The sequence below is a fragment of the Dactylosporangium vinaceum genome, assembly GCF_019904175.1.
Lineage (GTDB): Bacteria > Actinomycetota > Actinomycetes > Mycobacteriales > Micromonosporaceae > Dactylosporangium > Dactylosporangium vinaceum.
Genome location: NZ_CP061913.1, coordinates 1,566,754 through 1,590,443, shown reverse-complemented (window position 1 = coordinate 1,590,443; position 23,690 = coordinate 1,566,754). Strand labels below are relative to the sequence as shown.

General features: G+C 72.3%; 23 protein-coding genes. 9 read left to right on the top strand and 14 right to left on the bottom strand.

Translation table 11 applies throughout. The features are described from left to right. Positions 1-43 precede the first annotated feature (43 nt). Positions 44-487 carry a hypothetical protein gene (locus Dvina_RS06925; RefSeq protein WP_223101516.1) on the bottom strand — a complete coding sequence of 148 codons (444 nt, stop codon included), beginning with the start codon at positions 485-487 and terminating at the stop codon, positions 44-46. Between the two features lie 261 nt (positions 488-748). Between Dvina_RS06925 and Dvina_RS06920 the strand changes: the two genes are divergently transcribed. After that, complete coding sequence (locus tag Dvina_RS06920; RefSeq protein WP_223101515.1) at positions 749-1,309, top strand: DUF4240 domain-containing protein; 561 nt, start codon at positions 749-751, stop codon at positions 1,307-1,309. 210 nt (positions 1,310-1,519) lie between these two features. On the opposite strand, the gene Dvina_RS06915 is transcribed toward Dvina_RS06920, so the two are convergent. The 6 genes from Dvina_RS06915 to Dvina_RS06890 are packed head-to-tail and all read right to left on the bottom strand — an operon-like array spanning position 1,520 to position 6,362. Then, positions 1,520-2,650, bottom strand: coding sequence for an urease accessory protein UreD (locus tag Dvina_RS06915; RefSeq protein ID WP_223101514.1), 1,131 nt, complete (start codon positions 2,648-2,650; stop codon positions 1,520-1,522). Continuing rightward, complete coding sequence (ureG, locus tag Dvina_RS06910) at positions 2,647-3,405, bottom strand: urease accessory protein UreG (protein ID WP_223101513.1); 759 nt, start codon at positions 3,403-3,405, stop codon at positions 2,647-2,649. The genes Dvina_RS06915 and ureG overlap by 4 nt, the downstream gene beginning before the upstream one ends. Beyond that, on the bottom strand, positions 3,395-4,048 hold the full coding sequence (locus Dvina_RS06905; RefSeq protein WP_223101512.1) for an urease accessory protein UreF: 654 nt from the start codon (positions 4,046-4,048) through the stop codon (positions 3,395-3,397). Before Dvina_RS06905 ends, ureG begins: the two co-directional genes overlap by 11 nt. A gap of 3 nt (positions 4,049-4,051) precedes the next feature. Next, the gene (locus Dvina_RS06900) at positions 4,052-5,761 is read right to left on the bottom strand and encodes an urease subunit alpha (RefSeq protein ID WP_223101511.1); all 1,710 of its coding nucleotides are present in this window, start codon (positions 5,759-5,761) and stop codon (positions 4,052-4,054) included. Further along, on the bottom strand, positions 5,758-6,063 hold the full coding sequence (locus Dvina_RS06895; protein ID WP_223101510.1) for an urease subunit beta: 306 nt from the start codon (positions 6,061-6,063) through the stop codon (positions 5,758-5,760). The genes Dvina_RS06900 and Dvina_RS06895 overlap by 4 nt, the downstream gene beginning before the upstream one ends. After that, on the bottom strand, positions 6,060-6,362 hold the full coding sequence (locus tag Dvina_RS06890) for an urease subunit gamma (protein WP_223101509.1): 303 nt from the start codon (positions 6,360-6,362) through the stop codon (positions 6,060-6,062). The genes Dvina_RS06895 and Dvina_RS06890 overlap by 4 nt, the downstream gene beginning before the upstream one ends. 180 nt (positions 6,363-6,542) lie before the next feature. Here Dvina_RS06890 and Dvina_RS06885 point away from each other — a divergent pair, with 180 nt between their 5' ends. Continuing rightward, positions 6,543-7,466: an AAA family ATPase gene (locus Dvina_RS06885; protein ID WP_223101508.1), complete on the top strand. Its 924-nt coding sequence runs from the start codon at positions 6,543-6,545 to the stop codon at positions 7,464-7,466. A gap of 109 nt (positions 7,467-7,575) precedes the next feature. Here Dvina_RS06885 and Dvina_RS06880 read toward each other — a convergent pair whose 3' ends face one another. The 3 genes from Dvina_RS06880 to Dvina_RS06870 form a co-directional block, all read right to left on the bottom strand. Further along, complete coding sequence (locus Dvina_RS06880) at positions 7,576-8,454, bottom strand: DedA family protein (protein ID WP_223101507.1); 879 nt, start codon at positions 8,452-8,454, stop codon at positions 7,576-7,578. Between the two features lie 179 nt (positions 8,455-8,633). Then, entirely contained in the window at positions 8,634-8,891 is a 258-nt protein-coding gene (locus Dvina_RS06875) for a UBP-type zinc finger domain-containing protein (RefSeq protein ID WP_223101506.1), read from the bottom strand. After that, the gene (locus Dvina_RS06870) at positions 8,888-10,459 is read right to left on the bottom strand and encodes a Na+/H+ antiporter (protein WP_223101505.1); all 1,572 of its coding nucleotides are present in this window, start codon (positions 10,457-10,459) and stop codon (positions 8,888-8,890) included. The genes Dvina_RS06875 and Dvina_RS06870 overlap by 4 nt, the downstream gene beginning before the upstream one ends. 410 nt (positions 10,460-10,869) lie before the next feature. Here Dvina_RS06870 and Dvina_RS06865 point away from each other — a divergent pair, with 410 nt between their 5' ends. From Dvina_RS06865 to Dvina_RS06855, 3 genes are all read left to right on the top strand, one after another. Beyond that, the gene (locus Dvina_RS06865; protein ID WP_223105372.1) at positions 10,870-12,093 is read left to right on the top strand and encodes a PP2C family protein-serine/threonine phosphatase; all 1,224 of its coding nucleotides are present in this window, start codon (positions 10,870-10,872) and stop codon (positions 12,091-12,093) included. A gap of 67 nt (positions 12,094-12,160) precedes the next feature. Next, on the top strand, positions 12,161-13,735 hold the full coding sequence (locus Dvina_RS06860; RefSeq protein WP_223101504.1) for a sensor histidine kinase: 1,575 nt from the start codon (positions 12,161-12,163) through the stop codon (positions 13,733-13,735). Then, complete coding sequence (locus Dvina_RS06855) at positions 13,732-14,184, top strand: response regulator (protein WP_223101503.1); 453 nt, start codon at positions 13,732-13,734, stop codon at positions 14,182-14,184. The genes Dvina_RS06860 and Dvina_RS06855 overlap by 4 nt, the downstream gene beginning before the upstream one ends. A 178-nt stretch (positions 14,185-14,362) precedes the next feature. Here the strand turns inward: Dvina_RS06855 and Dvina_RS06850 are convergent, their stop codons facing one another. The 4 genes from Dvina_RS06850 to Dvina_RS06835 all read right to left on the bottom strand — a co-directional run bounded on the left by Dvina_RS06850 (position 14,363) and on the right by Dvina_RS06835 (position 19,314). Continuing rightward, positions 14,363-15,718 carry a dipeptidase gene (locus tag Dvina_RS06850; RefSeq protein WP_223101502.1) on the bottom strand — a complete coding sequence of 452 codons (1,356 nt, stop codon included), beginning with the start codon at positions 15,716-15,718 and terminating at the stop codon, positions 14,363-14,365. A 292-nt stretch (positions 15,719-16,010) separates the two neighbouring features. Then, positions 16,011-17,105 (bottom strand): M48 family metallopeptidase, encoded by a 1,095-nt coding sequence (locus Dvina_RS06845; protein WP_223101501.1) that lies wholly within the window; start codon positions 17,103-17,105, stop codon positions 16,011-16,013. Then, positions 17,102-17,779: a uridine kinase family protein gene (locus Dvina_RS06840; RefSeq protein ID WP_223101500.1), complete on the bottom strand. Its 678-nt coding sequence runs from the start codon at positions 17,777-17,779 to the stop codon at positions 17,102-17,104. The genes Dvina_RS06845 and Dvina_RS06840 overlap by 4 nt, the downstream gene beginning before the upstream one ends. After that, entirely contained in the window at positions 17,776-19,314 is a 1,539-nt protein-coding gene (locus tag Dvina_RS06835) for a cobyric acid synthase (RefSeq protein ID WP_223101499.1), read from the bottom strand. The genes Dvina_RS06840 and Dvina_RS06835 overlap by 4 nt, the downstream gene beginning before the upstream one ends. Before the next feature lie 129 nt (positions 19,315-19,443). Here Dvina_RS06835 and Dvina_RS06830 point away from each other — a divergent pair, with 129 nt between their 5' ends. The 4 genes from Dvina_RS06830 (at position 19,444) to Dvina_RS06815 (ending at position 23,666) form a co-directional block, all read left to right on the top strand. Next, positions 19,444-20,418 carry a cobalamin biosynthesis protein gene (locus tag Dvina_RS06830; protein WP_223101498.1) on the top strand — a complete coding sequence of 325 codons (975 nt, stop codon included), beginning with the start codon at positions 19,444-19,446 and terminating at the stop codon, positions 20,416-20,418. Between the two features lie 624 nt (positions 20,419-21,042). Next, complete coding sequence (locus tag Dvina_RS06825) at positions 21,043-21,537, top strand: DUF1444 domain-containing protein (RefSeq protein ID WP_223101497.1); 495 nt, start codon at positions 21,043-21,045, stop codon at positions 21,535-21,537. A gap of 279 nt (positions 21,538-21,816) precedes the next feature. Next, a complete protein-coding gene (locus tag Dvina_RS06820; RefSeq protein ID WP_223101496.1) occupies positions 21,817-23,010 on the top strand; it encodes a sensor histidine kinase in 1,194 nt (397 codons plus the stop codon). Then, positions 23,007-23,666: a response regulator gene (locus Dvina_RS06815; RefSeq protein WP_223101495.1), complete on the top strand. Its 660-nt coding sequence runs from the start codon at positions 23,007-23,009 to the stop codon at positions 23,664-23,666. The genes Dvina_RS06820 and Dvina_RS06815 overlap by 4 nt, the downstream gene beginning before the upstream one ends. Positions 23,667-23,690 lie beyond the last annotated feature (24 nt).

Below are 23,690 nucleotides of genomic sequence, written 5' to 3'. Positions count from 1 at the left end.
CGGCCGAAGCCACACCATGTTCGTCCGGGGTAGAAGTTCGGTACTACTTGGACGCGATCTCGGCCTCGCCGCCACCCGCGTGGTACTGGGTGCCCTCGGCGAAGGCGGCGTCGAAGCGCTGCTGGAGGGCGTCGAGCTCGCTGAACTCGGCCTGGTGCGAGGACTCGCTGCCCTCGGCGGCGAAGACGTGGTCGTCGACGGACGCGTCGTGGTTGTAGTTGGTGTAGTCGTCCGACTCGTAGTGCACGGCGGCCGGCTGGTCGTACTCGACGTGGTGACCCTGCGAGAAGTCGGTCGACTCCTGCGCGTGGTGGTCGTTCTCGTAGACGCCGAACTGCGACTGCGCGTCGGCCTCGCTGCCGTGCGCCTGGTGCAGCTGGTCGAGACCGTCGTGCTGCTGACCGGCCTCGTAGTGGCCGTAGTCGACGTCGTTGCCGCCGTCGTGGCCGGCCTCGTAGCCCGTGTCGCCGGTGTCGTAGTCGCTCATGATGCTCTCCCCTTGGGATGTGGTGTGGTTGGCCTTGCACCGAGAACGTTACGGTCGCCCGCCCCGAGTCGAATCCCGGAAACGTGCCACTGCCGCCGCGAGCCCTCTGCCGCCGTTGCTGCGCCTCTGCCGCCGTTCTTGTCCCGCCCGCTGAGCCCGCCGGCGCCGTTTTCGGCTCGGCCGCTGCGCTCGCGGGCGGCGTTTTCCGCCGCGCTGCCCGGCGTCGCTTTCGGCTTGCCTGTGGCCGCGGTGTGCATCGGGATGAAAGACTTCGTGGCCGTGGACAGCGATACTTTCTGGTCGATCATCGACGGAGCCCGGTCCGCCGCCGGGGAGCGCGTCACGCCCGGCTTCGCCGGACGGTTCACGGCCGCCCTGCGCATGCGACTGGCCGCCCTCGACAAGAGCGAACTGCTGGACTTCGACGTACACCGCACCCGCCTCCAGGCCCGCGCCAACTCCTCCGCCATGTGGGCGACCGGCCGCGTCGTGGCCCGCTACGCCGACGCGTTCGTGGACGGCCTGATAGCCCGCGGCCGCGACCACTACGAACGCGCCGTAGCCGACCCCGACGCCCTGGCCGACGACCCAGCGGTACGCGCGGTAGCAGCGGGCGACCTCCCGGCCCACGAACTGGCCCCCCGCGAAGTGGAAGACCTGGCCGAGGAGCTGTACGGCGAGACCGACGACTACCCGATGCTCCTACGCGCCCGGACCGGCCAGGTAGCCCCGCAGCTGCAAGACGACTGGGACGACGAGAACGACGATGACGTGCGCAAACACCTCCCCCGCATCAGCGCACTCTTCCTGTCGTCCCGCTAGCGAGCCACTCCGTCACGTTGCCGTCGCTCCGGGTAGCCGATCAAGCTCGTCGAAGCGTGATCGATTAGGAGGCGGAGGGTAAGATTAGGTAGGGAAAAAGGGGGCCGCGCAGACCGCCAGTCCGTGTCGACCCACACCCACACCCACACCTCTCGCCATCGGTCGGCCAGTGGGCCGGCATTGGTCGGTCACTGAGCCGGCATCGGTCGGTCAGCGGGGCGGCAGGAGCAGCGCCGGCGGCACCAGCCAATCCGTGACCTTCCGGGTCTCCGCAAGATCCGCCCCCAGCGCCGTCGCCACGGCGCCACCGCCGGCCAGGGCCATGACTGCTGCCCGCGCTCCCAGGCCGGCGGTCGCTCCCGGGCTGGCGGTCCGAGCCTGGCCTGACCCCCGGTCGTCCACCGGCGCGGCGATCCGACCCTGGCCCGTCGCCGTCGCTGCCACCGCTGCCGTCACAGTCGCCGCCCCCACCCCGCCGCCCGGCGCGAGGCGGCCGCGGTCGCCCGGCGGGATGGCGCGCTGGTCGCCGGTGAGCTGGGCATCCGTCCGGGCCTGGACACCGCGGCCCATCGTCGCCGCCGTCGTCGCGTCTCCGCCGCCCGGCGGCCGCTCGCCGGGCGGTTCGCTGGGCCGTCCGTTGGGCCGTCCGCTGGAAGGCTCGCCGGGCCGTCCGTTGAACGGCTCGCTGGGTCGAGCGTCGCGCCCGCGGTCGCCTGCGGAAATGGCGAACGGGTCGCCCGCGGTGGTCGCGAACGGGTCGCCCGCGGTGGTCGCGAACGGGTCGGCCGGCGCGGTGGTCAGGAGGGACGCCAGGACGCGGGCGTCGCCCAGTTCGGCCGGGCTGCGGGCGGCGGTGACGTCGCTGCGGTACCACGGGCGGTCCGCGCGGCGGGCCGTTGTGGACAGGCGGAGCCGGCCCGGCTCCTCACCAAAGCGGCCCAGCACCGCCTCCTCGCGCCACACCAGGCCCGCATCCTCGGCAATGTCCACAATGGACGCATTGTGGTGGTGGCAGCGCGCGGCGGCGACGATCGGCTCGGGCAGGAAGGCCAGGAAAGCGCTTTCCGCAACTGTTGCGTGCACGGTCAGCATCGACTCGGCGCCTGAGCGGGCCGGTAGGGCGATCGAGGCGGCCACGGTGCGGATGCAGAGAGCCGCGCCCGGGCCCACCTCGATCTCCAGGCTCAGCTCGTCGCCGCCCAGCGGGCCGGCCGCGCCGCCCACGAGGTGAACCTCGCCCGGGCCGGTCAGTCGCGGCAGCAGCGGCGGCTCGCCCTTGAGCACGCGCAGCACCGTACGGCCGGCCTCGAGCTCGGCGACGATCCGGGCCGCGGCCTTCACCGCCGGTCGGGGTCCGAGTCGGGAGTCGCCGCGACAGCAGACGCCGTAGCGCCGGACGCCGCAGCAGCGGGCGACAGAGCGCCGGACGCCGCAGCGCCGGGTACCAGGGCGCGGACCCAGTCCTGCACCGGCCCGGCCGCGCGGTCCTCGACAAGCGACAAGAACACCGTCGGCAGGTCACCCCGCCGGGCGGCGGCGTCGCGCTCCATCACGCCCAGATCGGCGCCGACAAGCGGCGCCAAGTCCGTCTTGTTGATGACGAGCAGGTCGGCCGAGGTCACGCCGGGGCCGCCCTTGCGCGGGACCTTGTCGCCGCCCGCCACGTCGACCACGAAGATCTGCCTGTCGATGAGGCCCTTGCTGAAAGTGGCGGTGAGATTGTCGCCGCCACTCTCGACAAGTATCACGTCGAGCGGGCCCAGGCTCTCCTCCAGCTCCTCGATGGCGTCGAGGTTGGCCGAGATGTCGTCGCGGATCGCGGTGTGGGGGCAGCAGCCGGTCTCCACCGCGCGGATGCGCTCGGCCGGGAGCACGCCGTTGCGCAGGAGGAAGTCGGCGTCCTCGGTGGTGTAGATGTCGTTCGTCACCACCGCCAGCCGCAGATCCGCCGACATCGAGCGGCACAGCGCGGCCACCAGTGCGGTCTTGCCCGAGCCGACCGGGCCGCCGATCCCGATCCGCACCGCGCGCCGGGTCTGCGGCAGCGGGTGGTGGGGGTCGTCGTGGGGATGCGGGTGCGAATGTTCAGCTGGCAAAGAGCCTTACCTCCCATGATGCGTGGTCCTCGGCGGAGACGTCGAGCAGCGGCGCCGATGCCGCCGGCAGGTCGCTCGCCGGGCCACGGGCGGATGTTGCGGCTTCGTGGGCCACCTCGTCGCATTCGGCGCCGAGGTCGGCCAGGAGGGCGTGGACGCGGTACGGGTCGAGCCCCAGCAGGCGGACGGCCGCGCTCGCCGGGCCGGAGATCGCGTGGTAGGCGGCGATCTGCGCGGCCTCCTCGGCCCGCAGCCCGGCCGCGTGGGCGGCGATCCCGAGTGCGACGGGCTGGGAGACGCGGAGCCGGTCGGCCCGGGCGACGTACTCCCCGGGCCAGATCGCCAGCGCGGCCCGGCACAGCGAGCGGCCCTGCCGGCGCGCGGCCAGGCGCAGTGCCGGGGACGGGGTCCGGGCGGCGAGCTCCGCCTCGAGGAGCTCCATGTCCTCCGGGCGCGCGCACGCCGCCGCCGTGAAGGCGGCTGTGACAAGTCCGGCCGTGCGGAGGCGGCCCCGCAGGAACTCGCGCAGGTCGTCGAGGTCGCGGACGCGTTCGCGGACCACCGCGGCCTCCAGCCCTCCGGAGTGCGCATGGCCTCCGGAGGGGAAGCGGCCGTCGGCCAGGAGCAGAAGACTGGTGTGCATGGCTCAGAACAGGAAGTACCGCTGCGCCATTGGAAGCTCCTCGACCGGGTCCGGGTCGACCACTTCGCCGTCGATGCGCACGGTGAAGGTGTCCGGCTCGACCTCGATGCGCGGCGTGGCGTCGTTGCGCGGGAGGTCGGCCTTGCCGATCGAGCGGGTGTTGCCGACGGCGGCGAGCCGGCGGCGCAGGCCGAGCCGGTCGGCCAGGCCGTCCTCGATCGCCGCGGGGGCGACGAACGCGAGGCTCGTCGCCGGCGCCGCCGCCCCGTAGGCGCCGAACATGGGCCGCGACAGGATCGGCTGCGGGGTGGGGATGGAGGCGTTCGCGTCGCCCATCGCGCCCCACGCGATCGCACCGCCCTTGACCACCGCGTGCGGCCGCACGCCGAAGAACGCCGGGTCCCAGAGGACCAGGTCGGCGAGCTTGCCGATCGCGACCGAGCCGACCTCGTGGTCGATGCCGGAAGCAACGGCCGGGCAGATGGTGTACTTCGCGATGTAGCGCTTCGCCCGCTCGTTGTCGGCGGCCCCGTCCCCGGCCAGGGCACCCCGGCGCCGCTTCATGACGTGCGCGGTCTGCCAGGTCCGCAGCACGACCTCGCCGACCCGGCCCATGGCCTGCGAGTCGGAGCCGATGATCGAGATCGCGCCGAGGTCGTGCAGGAGGTCCTCGGCGGCCATCGTCGAGGGCCGGATCCGGCTCTCGGCGAACGCGAGGTCCTCGGGGACGCTCGGGTTCAGGTGGTGGCACACGATGAGCATGTCGAGATGCTCGCTGAGGGTGTTGCGGGTGTACGGGCGGGTCGGGTTCGTCGAGGACGGCAGCACGTTCGGGTGCGACGCGACGGTGATGATGTCGGGTGCGTGCCCGCCGCCGGCCCCCTCCGTGTGGTACGCGTGGATGCTCCGCCCGCCGATCGCCCGCAGCGTCTCCTCGACGAAGCCGGCCTCGTTCAGCGTGTCGGTGTGGATGTTGACCTGCACTCCGGAGGCGTCCGCGACCCGCAGGCAGGCGTCGATGGCGGCCGGGGTGGTACCCCAGTCCTCGTGGAGCTTGAAGCCCCCGGCCCCGCCGCGCAGCTGCTCCCACATCGCCTCCTCGGAGACGGTGTTGCCCTTGCCGAGCAGCAGCACGTTGATGGGCCACGGGTCGAGCGCCTCGAACATCCGGGCCAGGTGCCAGGCGCCGGGCGTGACGGTCGTCGCCTTGCTGCCCTCGGCCGGGCCGGTGCCGCCGGCGACGATGGTGGTGACGCCGCTGGCCAGCGCCTCTTCCAGAATCAACGGCGCGATGAGGTGGACGTGGCAGTCGATGGCGCCGGCGGTGAGGATACGGCCGTTCCCGGCGATGATCTCCGTCGACGGGCCGATGACGAGCGCCGGATCGACGCCGTCCATGATGTCCGGGTTGCCGGCCCGGCCGATGCCGACGATCCGGCCGTCGCGGATGCCGACGTCGGCCTTCACGATGCCCCAGTGGTCGAGGATTATCGCGCCGGTGATGACGGTGTCGGGGGTGCCGTCGGCGCGGGTGGCCCGGGCCTGGCCCATCGACTCCCGGATGACCTTGCCCCCGCCGAAGACGGCCTCGTCCCCGCCGGCGCAGTGGTCCTCCTCCACCTGGATGAACAGGTCGGTGTCGGCCAGCCGTACGCGGTCGCCCGTGGTCGGCCCGTAGAGGTTCTGGTACCGCCGTCGCTCGATCTGTGTCACAGCGCTCCCCCGGCCCGGCCGCGCAGACCAGGAACGATTCGATTGCCGGCCAGCGCGACGAGGGCTATCTGGCGCTCCACCCCGGGCTCGAAGCGCACCGAGGTGCCGGCCGGGATGTCGAGGCGATGGCCCCAGGCGGCCTCGCGGTCGAACTCGAGGGCGTCGTTGGCCTCGGCGAAGTGGTAGTGCGAGCCGACCTGCACCGGCCGGTCTCCCGTGTTGCGCACAGCCATCGTCCGGGTCTCCCGGCCCTGGTTGATCTCCACCGGCCCGTCGCCGGGGATCACCTCGCCGGGGATCACGGGATCGGGTGGTGGACGGTCACGAGCTTGGTGCCGTCCGGGAACGTCGCCTCCACCTGCACCTCCACCAGCATCTCGGGGACGCCCTCCAGGACGTCGGCGCGGCCGAGCACGTGCCGCCCGGCCTCCATCAGGTCGACAACGGTCCGCCCGTCCCGCGCGCCCTCGAGCAGGAAGGCGGTGATGATGGCGACGGCCTCCGGGTAGTTCAGCTTCAGCCCGCGATCCTTGCGGCGTTGGGCCACGTCGGCGGCGACGTGGATCAGCAGGCGCTCCTGTTCGTGGCGGGTCAGGAACAACGGGACCTCCGTTCGAGGCGATGGCGGCCGATCGTGCCACTGTGATGTTTCCTGGGGATTACCGCCCCGCGCAGCGCATTCGGGTGAATCCGATGCGTACTTCTCGGGGTTGAACGGCAAAAGCCGGTGCAACAAGGGCGTGTTAGGCTCGCGACGCCTCACTACCTGGAGAGTTGGCGCATGAGCAATCACCGGTCGGTCGTCATCAACGGGGACCTCGGCAGCGGCAAGTCCACCGTGTCGGTCGAGCTCGCGACCCGGCTGGGCCTGCGCCGCATCAGCGTCGGTGACATGTACCGGGAGATGGCCCAGCGCCGCGGCATGACCGCCCTGCAGCTCAACCTCCACGCCGAGCTCGACGACGCCATCGACAGCGCCGTGGACAACCTGCAGACCGAGATCGCGCAGTCCGGTGAGCAGCTCATCGTCGACAGCCGGCTGGCCTGGTTCTTCTTCCACGAGGCGTTCAAGGTCCACCTCATCACGGAGCCCACCGAGGCCGCCCGCCGCGTCCTGGGCCGCCCGCACTCCGATGTCGAGAACTACGCCTCGCTTGACGAGGCCAAGCGCAACCTGCACAGCCGCAGCGAGAGCGAGCGGATGCGCTTCCTGACCAGGTATGGCGCGGACAAGTACAAGCTGCGCAACTACGACCTGGTCGCGGACAGCACCCGGGCCACCCCCGACGAGGTCGTCTCCGCCGTCCAGGCCGCCTTCGAGGGCCACCTGGGCGCGGAGATCCTGCGCGAGCGCCCGCCGCTGCTGCTGCTGGACCCGATGCGGGTGTACCCGACCCGCCGCATCGACTACGCCGACGAGACCCTGGCCCAGGAGCTCGCCGGGGCCGCCCCGGCCGATCTGGAGCCCCTCACGATCGGCCACTGCGGCCAGGACTACTACGTGATCGACGGGCACCGCCGGCTGAGTGCCGCGGTGCAGAACGGCGCACACCTGGTGTGCGGCCTGCTGCTCGCGGAGAGCGACGAGCAGGTCACCAACCGGCTGACCGCCAACGACTACTTCCGCGCCCACGTCACCCCGGACGTGGTCGAGGCGTGGGAAGGCGCCCACAAGATGGCGCTGCCGGTCCCCGTCTCCGCCTGACCCGCAGGCGTCACTCGAGAGCGATCAGGCATCCGACAAGTCGGTTCCTCGGCAATCGGGGGCGCGCGGTCGCCCCATGATGAGACCGGCCGGCCCGATCCCCGCCGCCCTACTGCGCGGCCGACTCCAGCCCGCTGACCTGGACCACCACCGACTCAGCCGCCGCCACGGCCTCCGCCGCCACCATGACCTCGATCGCGGCCAGCGGCTCCACCGCCGCCAGCGTCTCCATGGCCGAGCGGCGCCGGCAGATCCGCATGGGCCGCCGGGCCGCCGGGGCCACAGCGACCGGGCCCATAGCGACCGGGCCCATAGCGACGGGCGCCGGCGCGGCCACCACGACGGCGACGTCGTCCTCGGCGGCCGCGGCCACCGACGCGCCGGCGGCCGCGGCGGCGCTGCGCTTGCGGAGGCTTGACACCAGCCCCAGCAGCGGCGCCCCCGCCACGAACAGCAGCGCAGCCGCCGCGATCAGCAGCAGCGGCAGCCACGACGAGTCGGCGATGGCCTCGCCGCCGAAGTGGCCGAGCAGCGCACCGTACGTGGCCCAGAGCACCGCCGCGACCACGTCATACGTGGCGAAGCGGCGCGTGGAGACCCCGTTACGCCCGGCGTAGACGGCGGTGATCATGCGACCGGCCGGCACGAACCGGCAGAACAGCACGGCGAGGAAGATGTGGCGCTGCATGGCGTCGTTGAGCCGGGCGGTGACCTTCGCCGCCCGCCGCGAGAGCCGGGAGGTGCGAGCGCGGGGCGCGCCCCGCCGGGCCAGGCGGCGCCCGACCAGGAACGCCAGCAGGTCGCCGGCGACCACCCCCACCGCACCGGACAGCACGAGCAGGGCCAGCTCGACGTGCCCGGAGGAGGAGAGGATGCCTCCGCCGATCATGAGCGCCTGGGCCGGCACGACCGGGATGAAGGCGTCGATGGTGAGCAGCACGAGCACGGTGGCGTAGAGCACGCCCGGTGTGGACACGAGATCCAGCACCGCGCTCACCATCTGGGACTCGCCATGGCCGGCTCCCTACCCCCGAACGAACATTTCCCCCGTTGACCATGGCAACACGGCTGCACCCCACTGCATGCCCAACTGGAGACGATTGTGTCCCGGGTCTCCTTTGAGCATGCTGTGAACACGCATACCCGCAGGTGGGAAACGTCGGAGGACTAGCCGAGCGTCTCGTGGACGAAGCACCACCGCCACGCCTCACCCGGCTCGATCGACTGCATCACCGGGTGGTGCTCGAGGAGGTAATGCTGGGTCGCGTGCCGGCGCGGCGAGGAGTCACAGCAGGCGATGTGGCCGCAGGCCAGGCACTGCCGCAGGTGTACCCAGTCGGTGAACCCGCCCTCCAGACACTCGGGGCAGCCTTCCACGACCGGCGGCGAAAGCGTCTCGGCCGCCGACAGATGCACGCAGCTCACAGGTCTCCTCGCTCCAGCAACGACTCTTCCAGGTCCATGTCGCGCTGCGCCTGGCGCAGCGTCTCCTCGGGGATTCGGCCGCTGTCGCGCGCCTGGCGGAAAACCTCGCGCTCGGCGTCAAGCATCTCGCGGCGCAGCCGGGCGTACGCGGCGGACGGCGTTTCCCGGTCGGCCCGCCCCAGCCGCTCCCAGGCCATGTTCGAGCGCGAGAGGGCCATCTGCCGCAGCCGCTCCACCACCCCGTCGGGCGCGTCCCCGGCGATCTCCTCCAGTCGCGCCTTGCCCGCCCGTGACGCCTCGTGCTGGACCGACGCCTCGGCCAGCGCGTCCTCGGTCCGGTCGTCGCCAGGCACTTTCAGCCAGCGCGCCACCGTCGGCAGCGTCGCGCCCTGGAGCACGAGTGTCGCCACGATGACCCCGAAAGCCAGAATCACGAAGAGCCCGCGGGGGTACTCCCTTCCGTTCGCGAGCGTCGCCGGCAGCGCCAACGCCGCGGCCAGGGTGACGGCGCCCCGCATGCCGGCCCACGAGATGACGGCCGGCCCGGCCAGCGACGGCGACGGGTCCCGCCGGCGGACCCGCGGGATGAGCCGGGCCAGGTACGTGGTCGGGAACAGCCACACGATCCGCGCCACGATCACCACGCCGACGACAGCGGCCAGCGCACCCGCGGTGAACGCGAACGGGCGCTCCACGTCCGCGAGCAGCGCTCGCAGCTGCAGCCCGACCAGGAGGAAGACGGACCCCTCCAGCAGGAACTTCACCATCCGCCAGAACGCGTCCATCTGCAGCCGCGAGGCGGCCGACATCAGCGTCGGCATCCGGTGGCCGAGCGACAGCCCGCAGACGACGACGGCCACGACGCCCGAGGCGTGCAAGGACTCGGCCGGCAGGAACACCACCCACGGGGTGAGCAGCGACACCGCGTTGTCGATGAGCGGATTGCTGACCCGCTTGTGCACGAACCCGATGAGCAGCCCACCGGCCACCCCGATCGCCACGCCCCCGATCACCGCGATGGACGCCGTCCGGGCGATCGACCACCCGTCCATGGCCTCACCGACCGCGGCCGCCACCGCCACCCGCAGCGTCACCAGCGCGGTCGCGTCGTTGATCAGGCTCTCCCCCTCCAGCACCGTCACCACCCGCCGCGGCAGCCCGATGCGCCGCGCAACGGCAGTGGCCGCTACCGCATCCGGCGGCGCGACGACGGCGCCGAGGGCGAAACACATGGCCAGCGGGACGTTCGGCAGCAACATCCGCAGCGTGAACCCCACGGCCACCGTGGTGAACAGCACCAGCCCGACCGCGAGCAGCAGGATCGGCCGCAGGTTGAACTTGAACGCCGGCACCGAGGTCTCCAGCGCGGCCACGTACAGGATCGGCGGCAGGATTCCCAGCAGCACCACTTCCGGGTCGAGCTCGATCTCCAGCAGCCCCGGGACGAACGAGATCCCGATCCCGACGACGACAAGCAGGATCGGCGAGAGCACCCCGATCCGCCGCGCCAGAACCGAGGTGGCGACCACCACCGCGATGAGTCCAACAATGTTCTCGAGCCCGTGCACGCGCGAAAGCTTATCCACGCCGCCGACCGCCACCGAGACGAGTGACGCCCACCACAACCCCGAGCATCGCCCCCGTCACACGGGCGCCCCTCATGGCGAGTTGCGGCCGGCGGCCCGAGGGCCGGGCGGTGACCGGGCGGGCACCCGGCTGACCGAGGCGGCCGGCGCGGGAGGTGGCCGGCCGCGTGGGAGCAGGGCCGCCGGGGCCGGCGATCGCGCACGCCGGCCCCGCGTGGCGCGCGCGACACGCGGGGCGGTGCGCAGCCGTGCGCAGGGGTGACCTTCGCGTGCGTTCACCCCTGCGGGCCTGAGAGACTTCACCCGCACATGCAGCCAGCCGCGACGTAGGGGAGGATCAGCCTCATGTGTGCCGCGCGGCAAATTCCTGCCCCCACCGGGCGGCGGTGAGCATGGCCGACGTCAGCACGACCGTGGATCTTCGCAGCCGGCGGATCGGGCCGCTCGCCGGTGAGCGGATCCGTGTGCTGCTGGTCGAGGACGACCCGGGTGACGCGTTCCTGGTCCGCGAGCTGCTCGCGGAGGCCGACGCGCCCTTCGACGTGGAGATCGCGCAGACCATGCGCGAGGCGCGGGCCCGCTTCCGCGATGTGCACTGCATCCTGCTCGACCTGGGGCTGCCCGACGCGAGCGGCCTCGACGGGCTGCGCCAGGTGCTCCAGCACGTGGCCGGGGCCGCCGTCTGCGTCCTCACCGGCCTGGAGGACGAGCACCTCGGCACCGCCGCCGTCGCCGAAGGCGCGCAGGACTACCTGGTCAAGGGCTCGGTCGACGGGGCCGGGCTGGCCCGCGCCGTCCGCTACGCCGTCGAGCGCAAGCGGGCCGACGAGCAGGCCCGGCTCCTGCGCGAGTCCGAGATGCGCCAGGCCGAGTCGGCCCGCCTGGAGCGCGGCCTGCTGCCCCAGCCGCTGATGCGCGACGTGCCGGCCGAGCTGTTCAACATCTACCGGCCCGGCCGCGACCGGGCCCTGCTCGGCGGCGACTTCTTCGACGCGATCGGCGTCGACGGCGGTCGGCGCCTGCACCTGCTCATCGGCGACGTCTGCGGCCACGGGGTCGACGAGGCCCCGCTCGGCGTGGCGCTGCGGGTGGCGTGGCGGGCCCTGGTGCTCGCCGGCGTCCCCGAGGACCAGGTCCTCGACTCGCTGGAGCAGGTGCTCGTAGCCGAGCGCCGCACCGATGAGCTGTTCGCGACCGTGGCCGTGGCCACCGTCGACTTCGACGCCAACACGGCCCGCATCCGCCTGGCCGGCCACCCGCCGCCGATCCTGCTCTCCGGCGCCCGCGCGGTGCCGTGCAACGTCGACCCGGGCCTGGTGCTCGGCGTCATCCCGGGCATGTCCCGCCCGGCCGCCGAGGTGCCGCTGGGTCCGGCGGGCCAGTGGTCGCTGCTCATGTACACCGACGGCCTGATCGAGGGCATGGCCGGCCCGAACGCGGACCCGAGCGACCGCCTCGGCGTCGAGGGCCTCTGCCGGGTGCTGGAGACCCCGGTGCGCGCCGAGCCCCGCGACCTGCCCGGCTGGCTGGCGCTGCAGGCCGAGGCCCACAACGGCGGCCCGGTCTCCGACGACATCGCCGTGCTCGTGCTCACCCCGTCACCGCAGACCGCATGACCTCCGCCACGCGGCCGCCCGCACGCCGGTGCGCCGGGCTCGTGCCGACCACTCCCCCGAGGACTTCATGAACCCGTCCAGCTGGTCCCTCTGGCGGCGCATCACCATGCTGTGCGCCGTCGTCGCCGGTCTGCTCGTGGTGATCGCGGTCGGCGCCACCGGGACCGCCGCGGCGAACCGCAGCGAGACCACCCAGGTGATGGACCGCCTGACGCCCGCCCTCGCCAACACCGAGCGGCTGTACTCCCAGCTGCTGCGCCAGCAGTCGAGCGTGCGCACGTACCTGCTCACGGGCAAGGACTCGGATCTCGACAGCTACCGTGACGCGCAGAGTCAGGAAGCCGCGATCCTCGCCGAGACGCGCGGACAGCTCACGGGCGAGACCCGGCTGCTCGCTGCCGTCGAGGACATCGCCGCGGCCACGGCCCGGTACCGCCGCGAAGTCACCGAGCCGCTCATCGCCCAGACGCGGGCCAACGGCGTGAACCAGGACACCGCGGCGCCGACCGACCAGGCGCGGGCCGTCTACAACGACGCCGCCGGGCGGATCAACGCGCTGTCGCAGCGGATCGCGCAGCGCCGCGACGACGTCGCCGGCCAGGTCCGCACGTCCGGCAACCTGCTGGTGCTGCTGCTCATCTTCGCCGCCGTCGTGGTCGTGGTGGCCGGCGTGATGCTGGCCCTGCTGCTCCGGCGGCTCGTCACCCGCCCGGTCACCGACCTGGCCAGAGAGGTCAGGCGGGTGGCGGGCGGCGATTACGAGTACCAGATCCGCAGTGCCGGACCCCCGGAGCTGGCGGAACTGGCCGGTGACGTCGATGCGATGCGCCGCCGCATCAACGCCGACCTCACCGACGTGCAGGAGGCGCGGCGGCTGGTCGAGGAGGCCAACCGCATGCTGGAGCAGCAGGCGGCTGAGCTGACCAGGTCGAACCGGGACCTCGAGCAGTTCGCGTACGTGGCCAGCCACGACCTGCAGGAGCCCCTGCGCAAGGTGGCGAGCTTCTGCCAGTTGCTGCAGCGGAGGTACTCCGGGCAGCTCGACGAGCGCGCGGACCAGTACATCGGCTTCGCGGTGGACGGCGCGCAGCGGATGCAGCGGTTGATCAACGACCTGCTCGCGTTCTCCCGCATCGGCCGCCTCACCAACGGGTTCACCGAGGTCGACCTCAACAAGGTGGTACTCGACGCCGCCGGGCAGTTCGACGCCCAGCGCGAAGCCACCGAGGCCGAGATCATCTTCACCGACCTCCCGGCCGTGCGCGGCGAGGAGCCCCTGCTCGGCGCCCTGTTCAGCAACCTCATCGGCAACGCGATCAAGTTCCGCCGCCCCGGCGTGCCGCCCCGGATCGTGATCGACAGCAGGCCGCTCGACGACGGCGAGTTCGAGATCTCCGTCGAGGACAACGGAATCGGCATCGAGCCCGAGTTCGCCGACAAGGTCTTCGTGATCTTCCAGCGCCTCCACGCCAAGGAGACCTACCCCGGCACGGGCATCGGCCTGGCCATCGCGAAGAAGATCGTCGAGTACCACGGCGGGCGCATCTGGATCGATCCGGACCACCGCGAAGGTACGCTGTTCCGGTTCACGCTGCCCGTGCCCGCCCCCGTTCCCGCCCTTGCTGAGGAGCCCGCCGCATGACCGCGCCCATCGAGTCGTCCCTGCCGATCGAGGTACTGCTGGTCGAGGACGACCCGGGCGACGTGCTCATGACCCAGGAGGCGTTCGAGGAGCACAAGGTCCGCAACAAGCTCAACGTGGTCCAGGACGGCGAGGAGGCCCTGGCGTACCTGCGCCGCGAGGGCAAGTACGCCGACGCCCCCCGCCCCGACCTGATCCTGCTGGACCTGAACCTGCCCCGCGTCGACGGCCGCGAGGTGCTCGGCGTCATCAAGGAGGACCAGGACCTGCGCCGCATCCCGGTCGTGGTCCTGACCACCTCGCAGGCCGACGAGGACATCCTGCGCAGCTACTCCCTGCACGCGAACGCCTACGTGACGAAGCCTGTCGACTTCGACAGCTTCATCGCCGTGGTACGCCAGATCGACGAGTTCTTCGTCTCCGTCGTGAAACTGCCGCCCCGGAGCTGACCTGTTCACCCCTTGTTACGGGACGCCGGGCTACTTCGCCGGCCCCCTGGCTGATTCGGGCGTGGGTGCCTTGTCCGAAATGTCGGGCCGCTTCGCTAGGCCCGACATTTCGGACTTATACCCCGCCGGGGGATTTGCGTGGTCCGCGGAAAAGGCCCCGGTTCGGGGCCTTTTCGCTTTACGCGGTGAGCTGCGCGACCTTGGCCAGCAGCAGGGCCTCGGCGATGCAGACCCGCTCGAACTCGGCGAGGTGCAGGCTCTCGTTCGGCCCGTGCGCGGTCGTGTCCGGGTCCTCGACGCCTGTCACGAGGATTGCCGCCTTCGGGAACATCTCCTGGAACGTGGCGATGAAGGGGATCGAACCCCCTATTCCCATGTCCACCGGCTCGGCCCCGTCCCAGGCGGCCGTGAACGCGGCGCGGGCGGCGTCGTACGCGGGCCCCGTCGCATCGATCGTGCACGGCTCGCCCAGCTGCTCGAGCTCGATGGTGACCTTGGCGCCCCACGGCGCGTGCCGGCGCAGGTGGTCGCTGACCGCCTCGTACACCCGCTGCGCCGAGTCGCCCGGCGCGATCCGCACGCTGAACTTCGCCTTGGCCCGCGGAATGAGCGCGTTCGGCGCCCCGGCCGTCGCCGGCGCGTCGATCCCGAGAATGGAGATCGACGGACGCGTCCAGAGCCGCTCGACGAGCCGCCCGGACCCGATGAACTCGACCCCTTCGAGCATCCCGGCCTCGTCCCGGAACCGCTCCAGGGGATAGTCGAGCGGCGCCGAGGGCGTGCGCAGCAGCCCGTCGACGGCCACGTCCCCGTTGTCGTCGTGCAGACTGGCGATGAGCCTTGACAGTGCAATGAGCGCATCTGGTACCGCCCCGCCGAACTGCCCGCTGTGCACGGCGTTCTCGAGCACCTGGACCTCGACGAACCCGTTGACGATGCCGCGAAGACCGGTCGTCAGCGCCGGCTGTCCGATGTCCCAGTTCCCGGAGTCCGCGATGACGATCACGTCGGCCGCGATGTCGTCCCGGTACTCCCGGAGCAGATCCTCCAGCGACTCCGACCCGTACTCCTCCTCGCCCTCGATGAACACCACCACCCCGACGGGCAGCTCGTCCCCGAACGCCCGCAGCGCCGCAACGTGCGCCATCACCCCGGCCTTGTCGTCGGCGACGCCCCGGCCGTAGAGCCGTCCGTCCCGCTCGACCGGCTCGAACGGGTCGCTGCGCCACTGCCCGAGGTCCCCGACGGGCTGCACGTCATGGTGCGCGTACAACAGCACGGTAGGCGCCCCCGCCGGCGCCGGCTTCCGCCCGATGACCGCCGGCTGCCCGCCCTTGCGCACGATCCGCACGTCCGGCAGCCCAGCCCTCCGAAGCAGCTCCGCCACGGCTTCCGCGGACCGCTCGACGTGACTGTGGTCAAACCCGGCGAACGCGATCCCGGGAATCCGGACGAGCGCCTCGAGATCGGCACGCACACCGGGCATCTCGCGCCGGATCGCGGCACGGAGCTCTTCCTCACTTCGCACTGTCATAGCCAGAACTTACTGCGCATCCCCCTCCCCCGTCCCGACAGCCCCGATCAGCCTCACAGCCCGCTCTTTCGGCCGCCCCAGCCCACTCGCCGCCAACGCAGCCCACTCATGGCCAGCGCAGCCCACTCATGGTCGGCGCAGCCCACTCATGGCCAGCACGACCCACTATTGGGCAGCGCGACCCACCTATGCCGACGCAGCCCGTCCATGGTCGAACCGGTCCGCCCAGCCCGGCGCGAACCGCCCAGCCCGGCGCGGCCCGCGCAGTCCACCTATTCCGGCGCAGCCTGCCTCATGCCGGCGCGGTCCGCCCGTTCTCGCCGTCCGAGCCGTCCGACCCGTTCCCGCGCATCCAGCCGCGCATCCGCCCGGCTCCCGCGCCGACCCATCCGCCGACGTCCGCCGCCCCGTCCCCCAGCTTCCGCAGCAGCGACACCAGCGGATCCTGCGACCGGCTGAACGACTCCCGATACGAGGCCGCCGCCGCCTTGATCTCCTCGGTCACCGAGGCGCTGCCGTCGTCGTCGCGGCGCGGGTAGTCGCCCGAGAGAATCCGCGCATACTCCCCGCTGTCGATCCACGCCCGCACCTCCGCGGCCCGCGCGACAGGCATCGGGTGAGACCGGGCGGTCACCATGCGGATCTTGATTAGGCTGTCGCGGAGATCGCCGGCCCGGTCGAACTCGGCCGCCTGCTCCAGGAACGCCGTCGTGTCGACCTCGGACAGATCACCGCCGCCGGCCAGCTTCATCGCCAGCCGCAGCGACGCCGCCGGGTCCTGGCAGGCCAGCAGCCCGGCCCGGTCGGCCGACAGCTCGGCCTTGCGCCACCACTCCATGAGCGCGGCCACGATCGCCCGCAGCACCATCGAGCCGACGGGCAGCCAGGCCAGCCGGATCGCCCAGTCCGTGAGGATCATGACCATCGTCCGGTACACCGCGTGTCCGCTGATCAGGTGCCCGAGCTCGTGCCCGAGCATGCAGCGCAGTTCGTCGTCGTCGAGCAGCTCGACGGAGCCGGAGTTGACCACGATGAACGGCTTCGACATGCCGATGCACATGCCGTTGATTGACCGGTCCTGCTGCACGAACAGCTCCGGCAGCTCGGCCAGGTCCAGCGACGCGGCCGCCTCGGCGAGCAGCCGGTGCACCCGCGGATACTGTCGGTGGTCGACCCGGATCGCGTTGCCCAGGAACTGCAGCCGCCACGCCCGCTCGTTCCACAGCGCGTGGAGCGACTTGAGCACGTCGTCGAACCCGCGCAGTTCCCGCAGCGCGACCAGGGCGCCCCGGTCGGCCGGGTGCTCCCAGGCCCGCGAGCTGATCCCGGTCAGCACGACCCGCCGCCGGGCCGGAGGATTGCCGCTCTGCGCCTCGTCAGTGCTCATTCGCTCTGCTCCTCCCCGTCCGGCCCGCTCACCGGATCGTCTTCCAGTGTCGCGCGGGCCGACAACCCGCCCGGGCCGGTGATGTACTCAATCTCTGCATCATGGACCTCCACCGGCGCCGCGTCGACAAGCACGTCCACGGCCTCCGCGGTCCGGTCCTCGGCGAAATGCCCGTCCTCGGCGGCCATCCACCGCTCCCACTCGCCCCGCAGCGCCTCGCCGTCGCGCTCCAGACCCCGCCGCAGCCGCAGGTCCCGTGGCGCCGTGACCAGCACCCCGAGCGTCAGGTCGGCCCGCATCCCGGCCGCCGCGCTGCCCACGCCCTCGATCACGAGCACGTCCGGCGGCTCGACCGGCGTCCACTCGTCGACGAGCCGCTGCAGCTCCCAGTCGTACCGCCGGTAAGCCCCCGCCTGCCCCCGGCGCAGCGGTTCCAGGACCCACTCGCGCATCCGTGGCTCCCAGGCGAGCAGCTTCGACCAGCCGTCGAGCAGGTCATCGGTGTGCAGTACGGTCACCCGCCGGGTCCGCCCCAGCGCCCGGGCCAGCCGCCCGGCGAACGTCGTCTTCCCGGACCCGGCCCGCCCGTCGATTCCGACGAGCCGCACCGCCCCGAGCCGGGCCGGCCGCTCCAGCACCAGCGCGGCCAGCTCCTCGTAGGTCCCCCTGCTCATCGCAGCCCCGCCGTGATCGTCGGCAACCCCGCGGGCGCGCCGTCCTCGATCAGCCGCCACAGCGCCTCGGTGTCGAGATGCTCCTCGACCAGGTCACCGAGCACGTCCACGGTCCGCTCCCGCAGCGCGGCGAACGACGTGTCCGGTGCCACCTGGAACCCGGTCCGTCCGGCGAGCCGGGCCGCCTCGGTGAGGTACGCCCGCCGAAACTGATCCGACTCGAACGCCCCGTGCCAGTGGGTCCCGGACACGTTCTCGGCCACGGCTCCCTCGCCGGTGCCGTCCGGCAGCCGGATGAACGGCTGCTGCGCACCCCGCGTCACCTGCCCGTGATGAATCTCGTAGCCCCTGACCGGCACCCCGTCGAACGCCGTCCCCTCCGGCAGCGCCAGGGTCTTGCGCTCGGCGAACGCGATGTCGACCGGCAGCAGCCCGAGCCCGGCCACGGTCCCGCGCCGGCTCTCCACCTCGTCGTCGATGCGCTCGGCGAGCATCTGGAACCCGCCGCAGATCCCCAGCACGGGCCGCCCGGCCTTGGCGTGCCGGACGATCGCGTCGGCCAGCCCGCGCTCCCGCAGCCAGGCCAGATCGTCCACAGTGGACTTACTGCCCGGGATGACGACCAGGTCGACGTCGGCCAGGTCGGCCGCCTCCACCGTCAGCCGCACCTGCACCCCCGGCTCACACGCCAGCGCCTCCGCGTCGGTGGCGTTCGACAGCCGCGGCAGCCGCACGACCGCCACCCGCAGCCACTGGCTCCCCCGCGCCGGTCCGGGCCGCCCCAGCACGCGACCGTCGTATGCGAGCGAGTCCTCGGCATCCAGCCACAGGTCATACGACCACGGCAGCACCCCGAACGTCGGGCGCCCCGTGAGCTGCGTCAACTGCTCCACTCCCGGCCGCAGCAGCCCGGCGTCGCCGCGGAACTTGTTGATGACGAACCCGCTGACCAGCGCCTGATCCTCCGCGTCGAGCAGCGCCACGGTCCCGAACAGCGCCGCGAACACTCCACCCCGATCGATGTCCCCGACCACGATCACCGGCAGGTTCGCCGCCCGCGCCAGCCCCATGTTGGCCAGGTCCATCGCCCGCAGGTTGATCTCCGCCGGACTGCCCGCCCCCTCGCAGATCACCACGTCGTGCCGCCGCCGCAGGTCCGCCAGCGTCTCCAGCACCGTCCCGCGCAGCCGGTCCTTGATCTCCGCGTAGTTCGCCGCGCCGATGTGCCCGACCGCCTGCCCGAGCACGATGACCTGGCTGCGCCGGTCCGACCCCGGCTTCAGCAGCACGGGGTTGAACCGCACACTCGGCGCGAGCCCGCACGCGACCGCCTGTAAAGCCTGCGCCCGCCCGATCTCGCCGCCGGTGCCGTCCGGCTCGATCGCCACCGCCGAGTTGTTCGACATGTTCTGCGCCTTGAACGGCGCCACGTTCACCCCTCGCCGATGCAGCCACCGGCAGATCCCCGCCGTCAGCAGACTCTTGCCCGCATCCGACGTCGTTCCCGCGACGAGCAGACCACCGTTTCGTTCCACGCCGCCATTCTGGCCCGGCGGTACGACAGAAAATCCGCTCGACGGCAATCGGTAGTCGAAAAACTTCGCAGCGTCACGAATTCGTAGCCGCCCCGAAAAGTGTCAGAGCCTCCCGGTACCTTCGGCCCCATGAAAACCTTGGCCGCCACCCGCCCCGACGCCATCGGGATCGCGCTCGGAGCCGTCCTCGACGCGCTCTTCGGCGACCCGCGGCGCTGGCATCCGGTAGCCGGCTTCGGCCGGTTCGCCGGCGCACTTGAGCGCCGCCTCTACGCCGACAACCGCACCTCCGGCGCCAAGTTCACGGCCGTGGCGGTCGGCGCACCCGTCCTGGCCGCACTGGCCGCCACCCGCCTCACCCGCGACCGCCCGATCGCCAGGACAGCACTGATGGCCGCGGCCACCTGGTCCGCCCTGGGCGGCACCAGCCTCGCCCGCGAGGGCCGCGTCATGGCCGCCAGGCTATCCGCCGGCGACCTGTCCGCCGCCCGTGCCCAACTACCGAACCTGTGCGGCCGCGACCCTTCCGCCCTCGGGCCTCCCGAACTGGCCCGGGCCACCGTCGAATCCCTGGCCGAAAACACCTCCGACGCCGTGGTGGCCCCACTTTTCTGGGCCGCAGTGGCCGGAGTGCCGGGCATCGTCGGCTACCGGGCGGTGAACACACTCGATGCCATGGTGGGTCACCGTTCAGACCGATATGCCCGCTTCGGTACGGCCAGTGCCCGCCTGGACGACGCGACGAACCTGATCCCGAGCCGCCTCACCGCGGCCCTGACGGTCGCCGCCGCCCCCCTGGTCGGCGGCCGCCCGTCCGAGGCCTTCCGCATCTGGCGCCGCGACGGCAGCCACCACCCGAGCCCCAACTCGGGCCAGTGCGAGTCCGCCGCCGCCGGCGCCCTGGGCGTACGCCTGGGCGGCCGCAACGTCTACGGCACCCGCGTCGAGCAGCGCCCGCACCTGGGCGACGGCCGGCCCCCGACCCCGGCCGACGTCCGCCGGGCCGCCACCCTCACGACGGCGGTAGGCGCCGCCGCAGCAGCCCTGGCCGTCGCGGTTCGCCTGGCCACGACCCGCCGCCGCCGAAAACCCATCCGCCGCTGACCACATAACCCCACCAACCAGGCCACCCACCGCGACCACGCCACTCACCGCCGATCGCACCACACCACTCGCTACTGGCCGCGACCGCGCGACGCACCGCCGAACGCGATCACGGCACACACCGCCCGCCACTCACCGTCAGCCGCGACCACACCACGCACTCCCGACCGCGATCACGCCACGCACCGCCGACAACGCAGCGATTAGTGGCCACGCCGCCAATGCGACCGCATCGGCCAGATGACGTCGCCGGCCAATCATGCCGTCGGGCGCGGCTGGCCGACGGACGCGACTGGCCGACGGGCGTGGGCGGTCGACGGGCGTGGGCGGTCGACGGGCGTGGGCGGTCGACGGGCGTGGGCTCGGGGTTCGCGCCGAGGTGAGAGGCCGGCGACCGAAGGACACAATTTGAATACGGAGCGCGGCGACGGAGGTGAATATGGACACATATGAGTGGACGTGAGCGGGGGACGGTGCGGTGGATGGCCCACTAGCAAGCAGATGGCGCAAAAACAAGAGCTTGTCTCACATCAGTCAGAGACTTAGTTTCTGCTCGTGCCGCTCGCGCTCCTACCCGTGCTTACATCGCTCCGCGAGTTCCGTCGCGACGATGTGCATTCGCCTGTGCTCGATGAGTTCCTGGGTGGGCTGGGAGTCGGCTACAGCTACGGCCCGCCGTACGGTCAGCGGCTCGTGACATGGGCCGATCTGCAGCGCATGGAGCTTCCCCGCCGCGTGCTGCGCCGCCAGGCTGCCGACAACCTCGACGCGCGGCTCGACGCCGTCGGCGTTCACGGCCAGCCGCCCGCGCTCATGCTCAACTTCGAGGGCATCGCCTCCACCCTCCTCCTCGCCGAGGGCCTGTGGGCGAGCCTTGAGCGCTCCGTGCCCGGCGAGCTCGTCGTCGGCGTCCCCGCCCGCGACGTCGTCATCGTCACCGGCTCCCAGTCCCCGCCCGGCCTGGCCAAGGTCCGCCGAGCCGTCGACCGCGTCTTCTTCGCCGGCGACCGCCACCTCCTGTCCCGCAAGCTCCTCGTGCGCCGCCGGGGCATCTGGGAGCCGTACGTCCCCAACCAGCCCCGCACCCCCGAAGCCGAGTACTCCAGCACCCTCTTCTAACCGACCCGCCGCGGAAACCTGGGCATCGCGACGTCACCACCGAGCCATTGCGCACGTGCTGACACCGCCGAAGCCACGGCACCGCGACGCCACTCGGCAGCATTTGCCACATGACTACGCCCACCACACGGCGGCGCTCAACGTACGGCGAGCGCGGTCGCCACACGGCCCGCCTCCGACGGACCGGGCGGCAAGGGTGGCCGGGCGCGAAGCGGTGGCAGCTGAGTGGGGGCTGTGCGACGGCGGGGGTCGGGGGGCCTGGGCCGTTACGATCTGGGTGTGCGGCGGGATTGGCTGCTGGCGGGGCTGTTTGCGGGCGGGGTGGCCGTCGGTGGGTGGCTGGCGGGGCTGGTGCAGGAGGCGCCGCGGGGGCTTGACGCCGGCGGGTTTGCGCTCATGGGGGTGGCGGCGCTCTCGCTCGGGTGGAGGCGGAGCCGGCCGGTGTTGCCGCTTGTCGGGGCGGTTGGGGGCAGCTCGGTGTACCTGTTGCTCGGGTACCCGTTCGGACCCGTGCTGCTGACGCTGGTGTGGGCCATGTTCGAGTACGCGCGGCGCCGGCCCCTGCGCTCCTCCGCTGTCGCGCTCGGGGTCAGTGCTGTCGTGGCCGGACTCGCGGTGCTCCCCCGGGTCGGCGGGCATCTTGAGCTGCTGGCGCTCGGGCTCGTGTTGTGGGGGGTCTGGTGGCTGGCGGTGCCCTGGTCGCTCGGCGCGCTCGTGTACGTGCGGAGGCTCGCGCTGGAGCGGGAGCGGCGGGAGATCGTGCGGGTGGCGCTGCTCGAGGAGCGGATCCGGGTCTCGCGGGAAGTGCATGACGTGGCCGGGCACGGGTTCGCGGTCGTGGCCATGCAGGCCGGGGCGGCGCTGGTGGTGCTCGACGAGCAGCCGCAGCAGGCGCGGGAGGCGCTCACCGCCATCCGGGACACCAGCCGGGCGGCGCTCGACGAGCTGCGGGCGGTCATCGAGAACATCGACGCTCCCGCGGACATCGCGAAGCTCGTCGAGCAGGCCCGGGCCGGTGGCGTGGTGGTGGAGCTGCAGTACGACGGGCTGGGCGAGGCCAGTGAACGGCAGCGGCGGATCGCGTTCGAGGTGGTACGGGAGTCGCTCACCAACGTGGTCAAGCACTCGCCCGGCGCGGGCGCCCGGGTGTCGGTCCGGATGGCCGGCGCCGACGTGGCGGTGCTGGTCAGCAACGGTGCAGGCCCGCACCGGCAGGACGGTCCGGTCCTGCACCGGGCAGATGATCAGGTGCCCCAACAGGCAGAAGATGCGGGGCCACACCGGGAGGACGGTCCGGGCCCGCATCGGGCAGACGGTCCGGGGACACATCGGGCAGACGGTGCGGGCCCACCCGGGGTAGACGGGCCGGGGCGTGGGATCGAGGGGATGCGCGACCGGGTCGAGAGCGCCGGCGGGGTGTTCGAGGTGCGTGTCGACGGGGGGTTCACGGTGGAAGCGCGGGTTCCGCGATGAGTGGGCGCATCCGGGTCGTCGTGGTCGACGACGAGGCCCTCATTCGCGGGGGGCTGCGGCTGCTCATTGCCCGGGAGGCTGATCTGGAGCTGGTCGGGGAGGCGGCCGACGGGGAGGCGGCGCTCGAGCTGATCCGGGCGGTCGAGCCGGACGTGGCGCTCGTCGACCTGCGGATGCCCGGGCTGGACGGGCTGGGGGTGCTCCGGGAGCTCGCGAGGTCGACGGCCGGTGCCGGGACCCGGGTCGTGGTGGTGACGACGTTCGAGGACGACGAGAACGTGTTCGCGGCGCTGCGGGCGGGGGCGGCTGGGTTTCTGCTCAAGGATGCCGAGCCCGCCGAGCTCATCCGGGCGATCCGGGTCGTCGCCGGGGGTGAGGCGCTGCTGTCGCCGTCGGTGACACGGCGGGTGATCGGGCGGCTGCACGGTGCTCGGGCCGAGCCGGACGACGCGCGCATGGAGCTGCTCACCGAGCGGGAGCGGGAGGTTGCGGCCTGGGTGGCGACGGGGCGGTCAAACGAGGAGATCTCGGCCGAGCTGGCGTGCAGCCCGGCGACGGTGCGGACCCACGTCGGGCGGGCGATGCTCAAGGTGAGCGCGCGCGACCGGGCCCAGCTGGCCGTCATGGCGATCCGGGCCGGCCTCACCATCCCCTAGACCCGATCACTGCCGGCCTGCGCC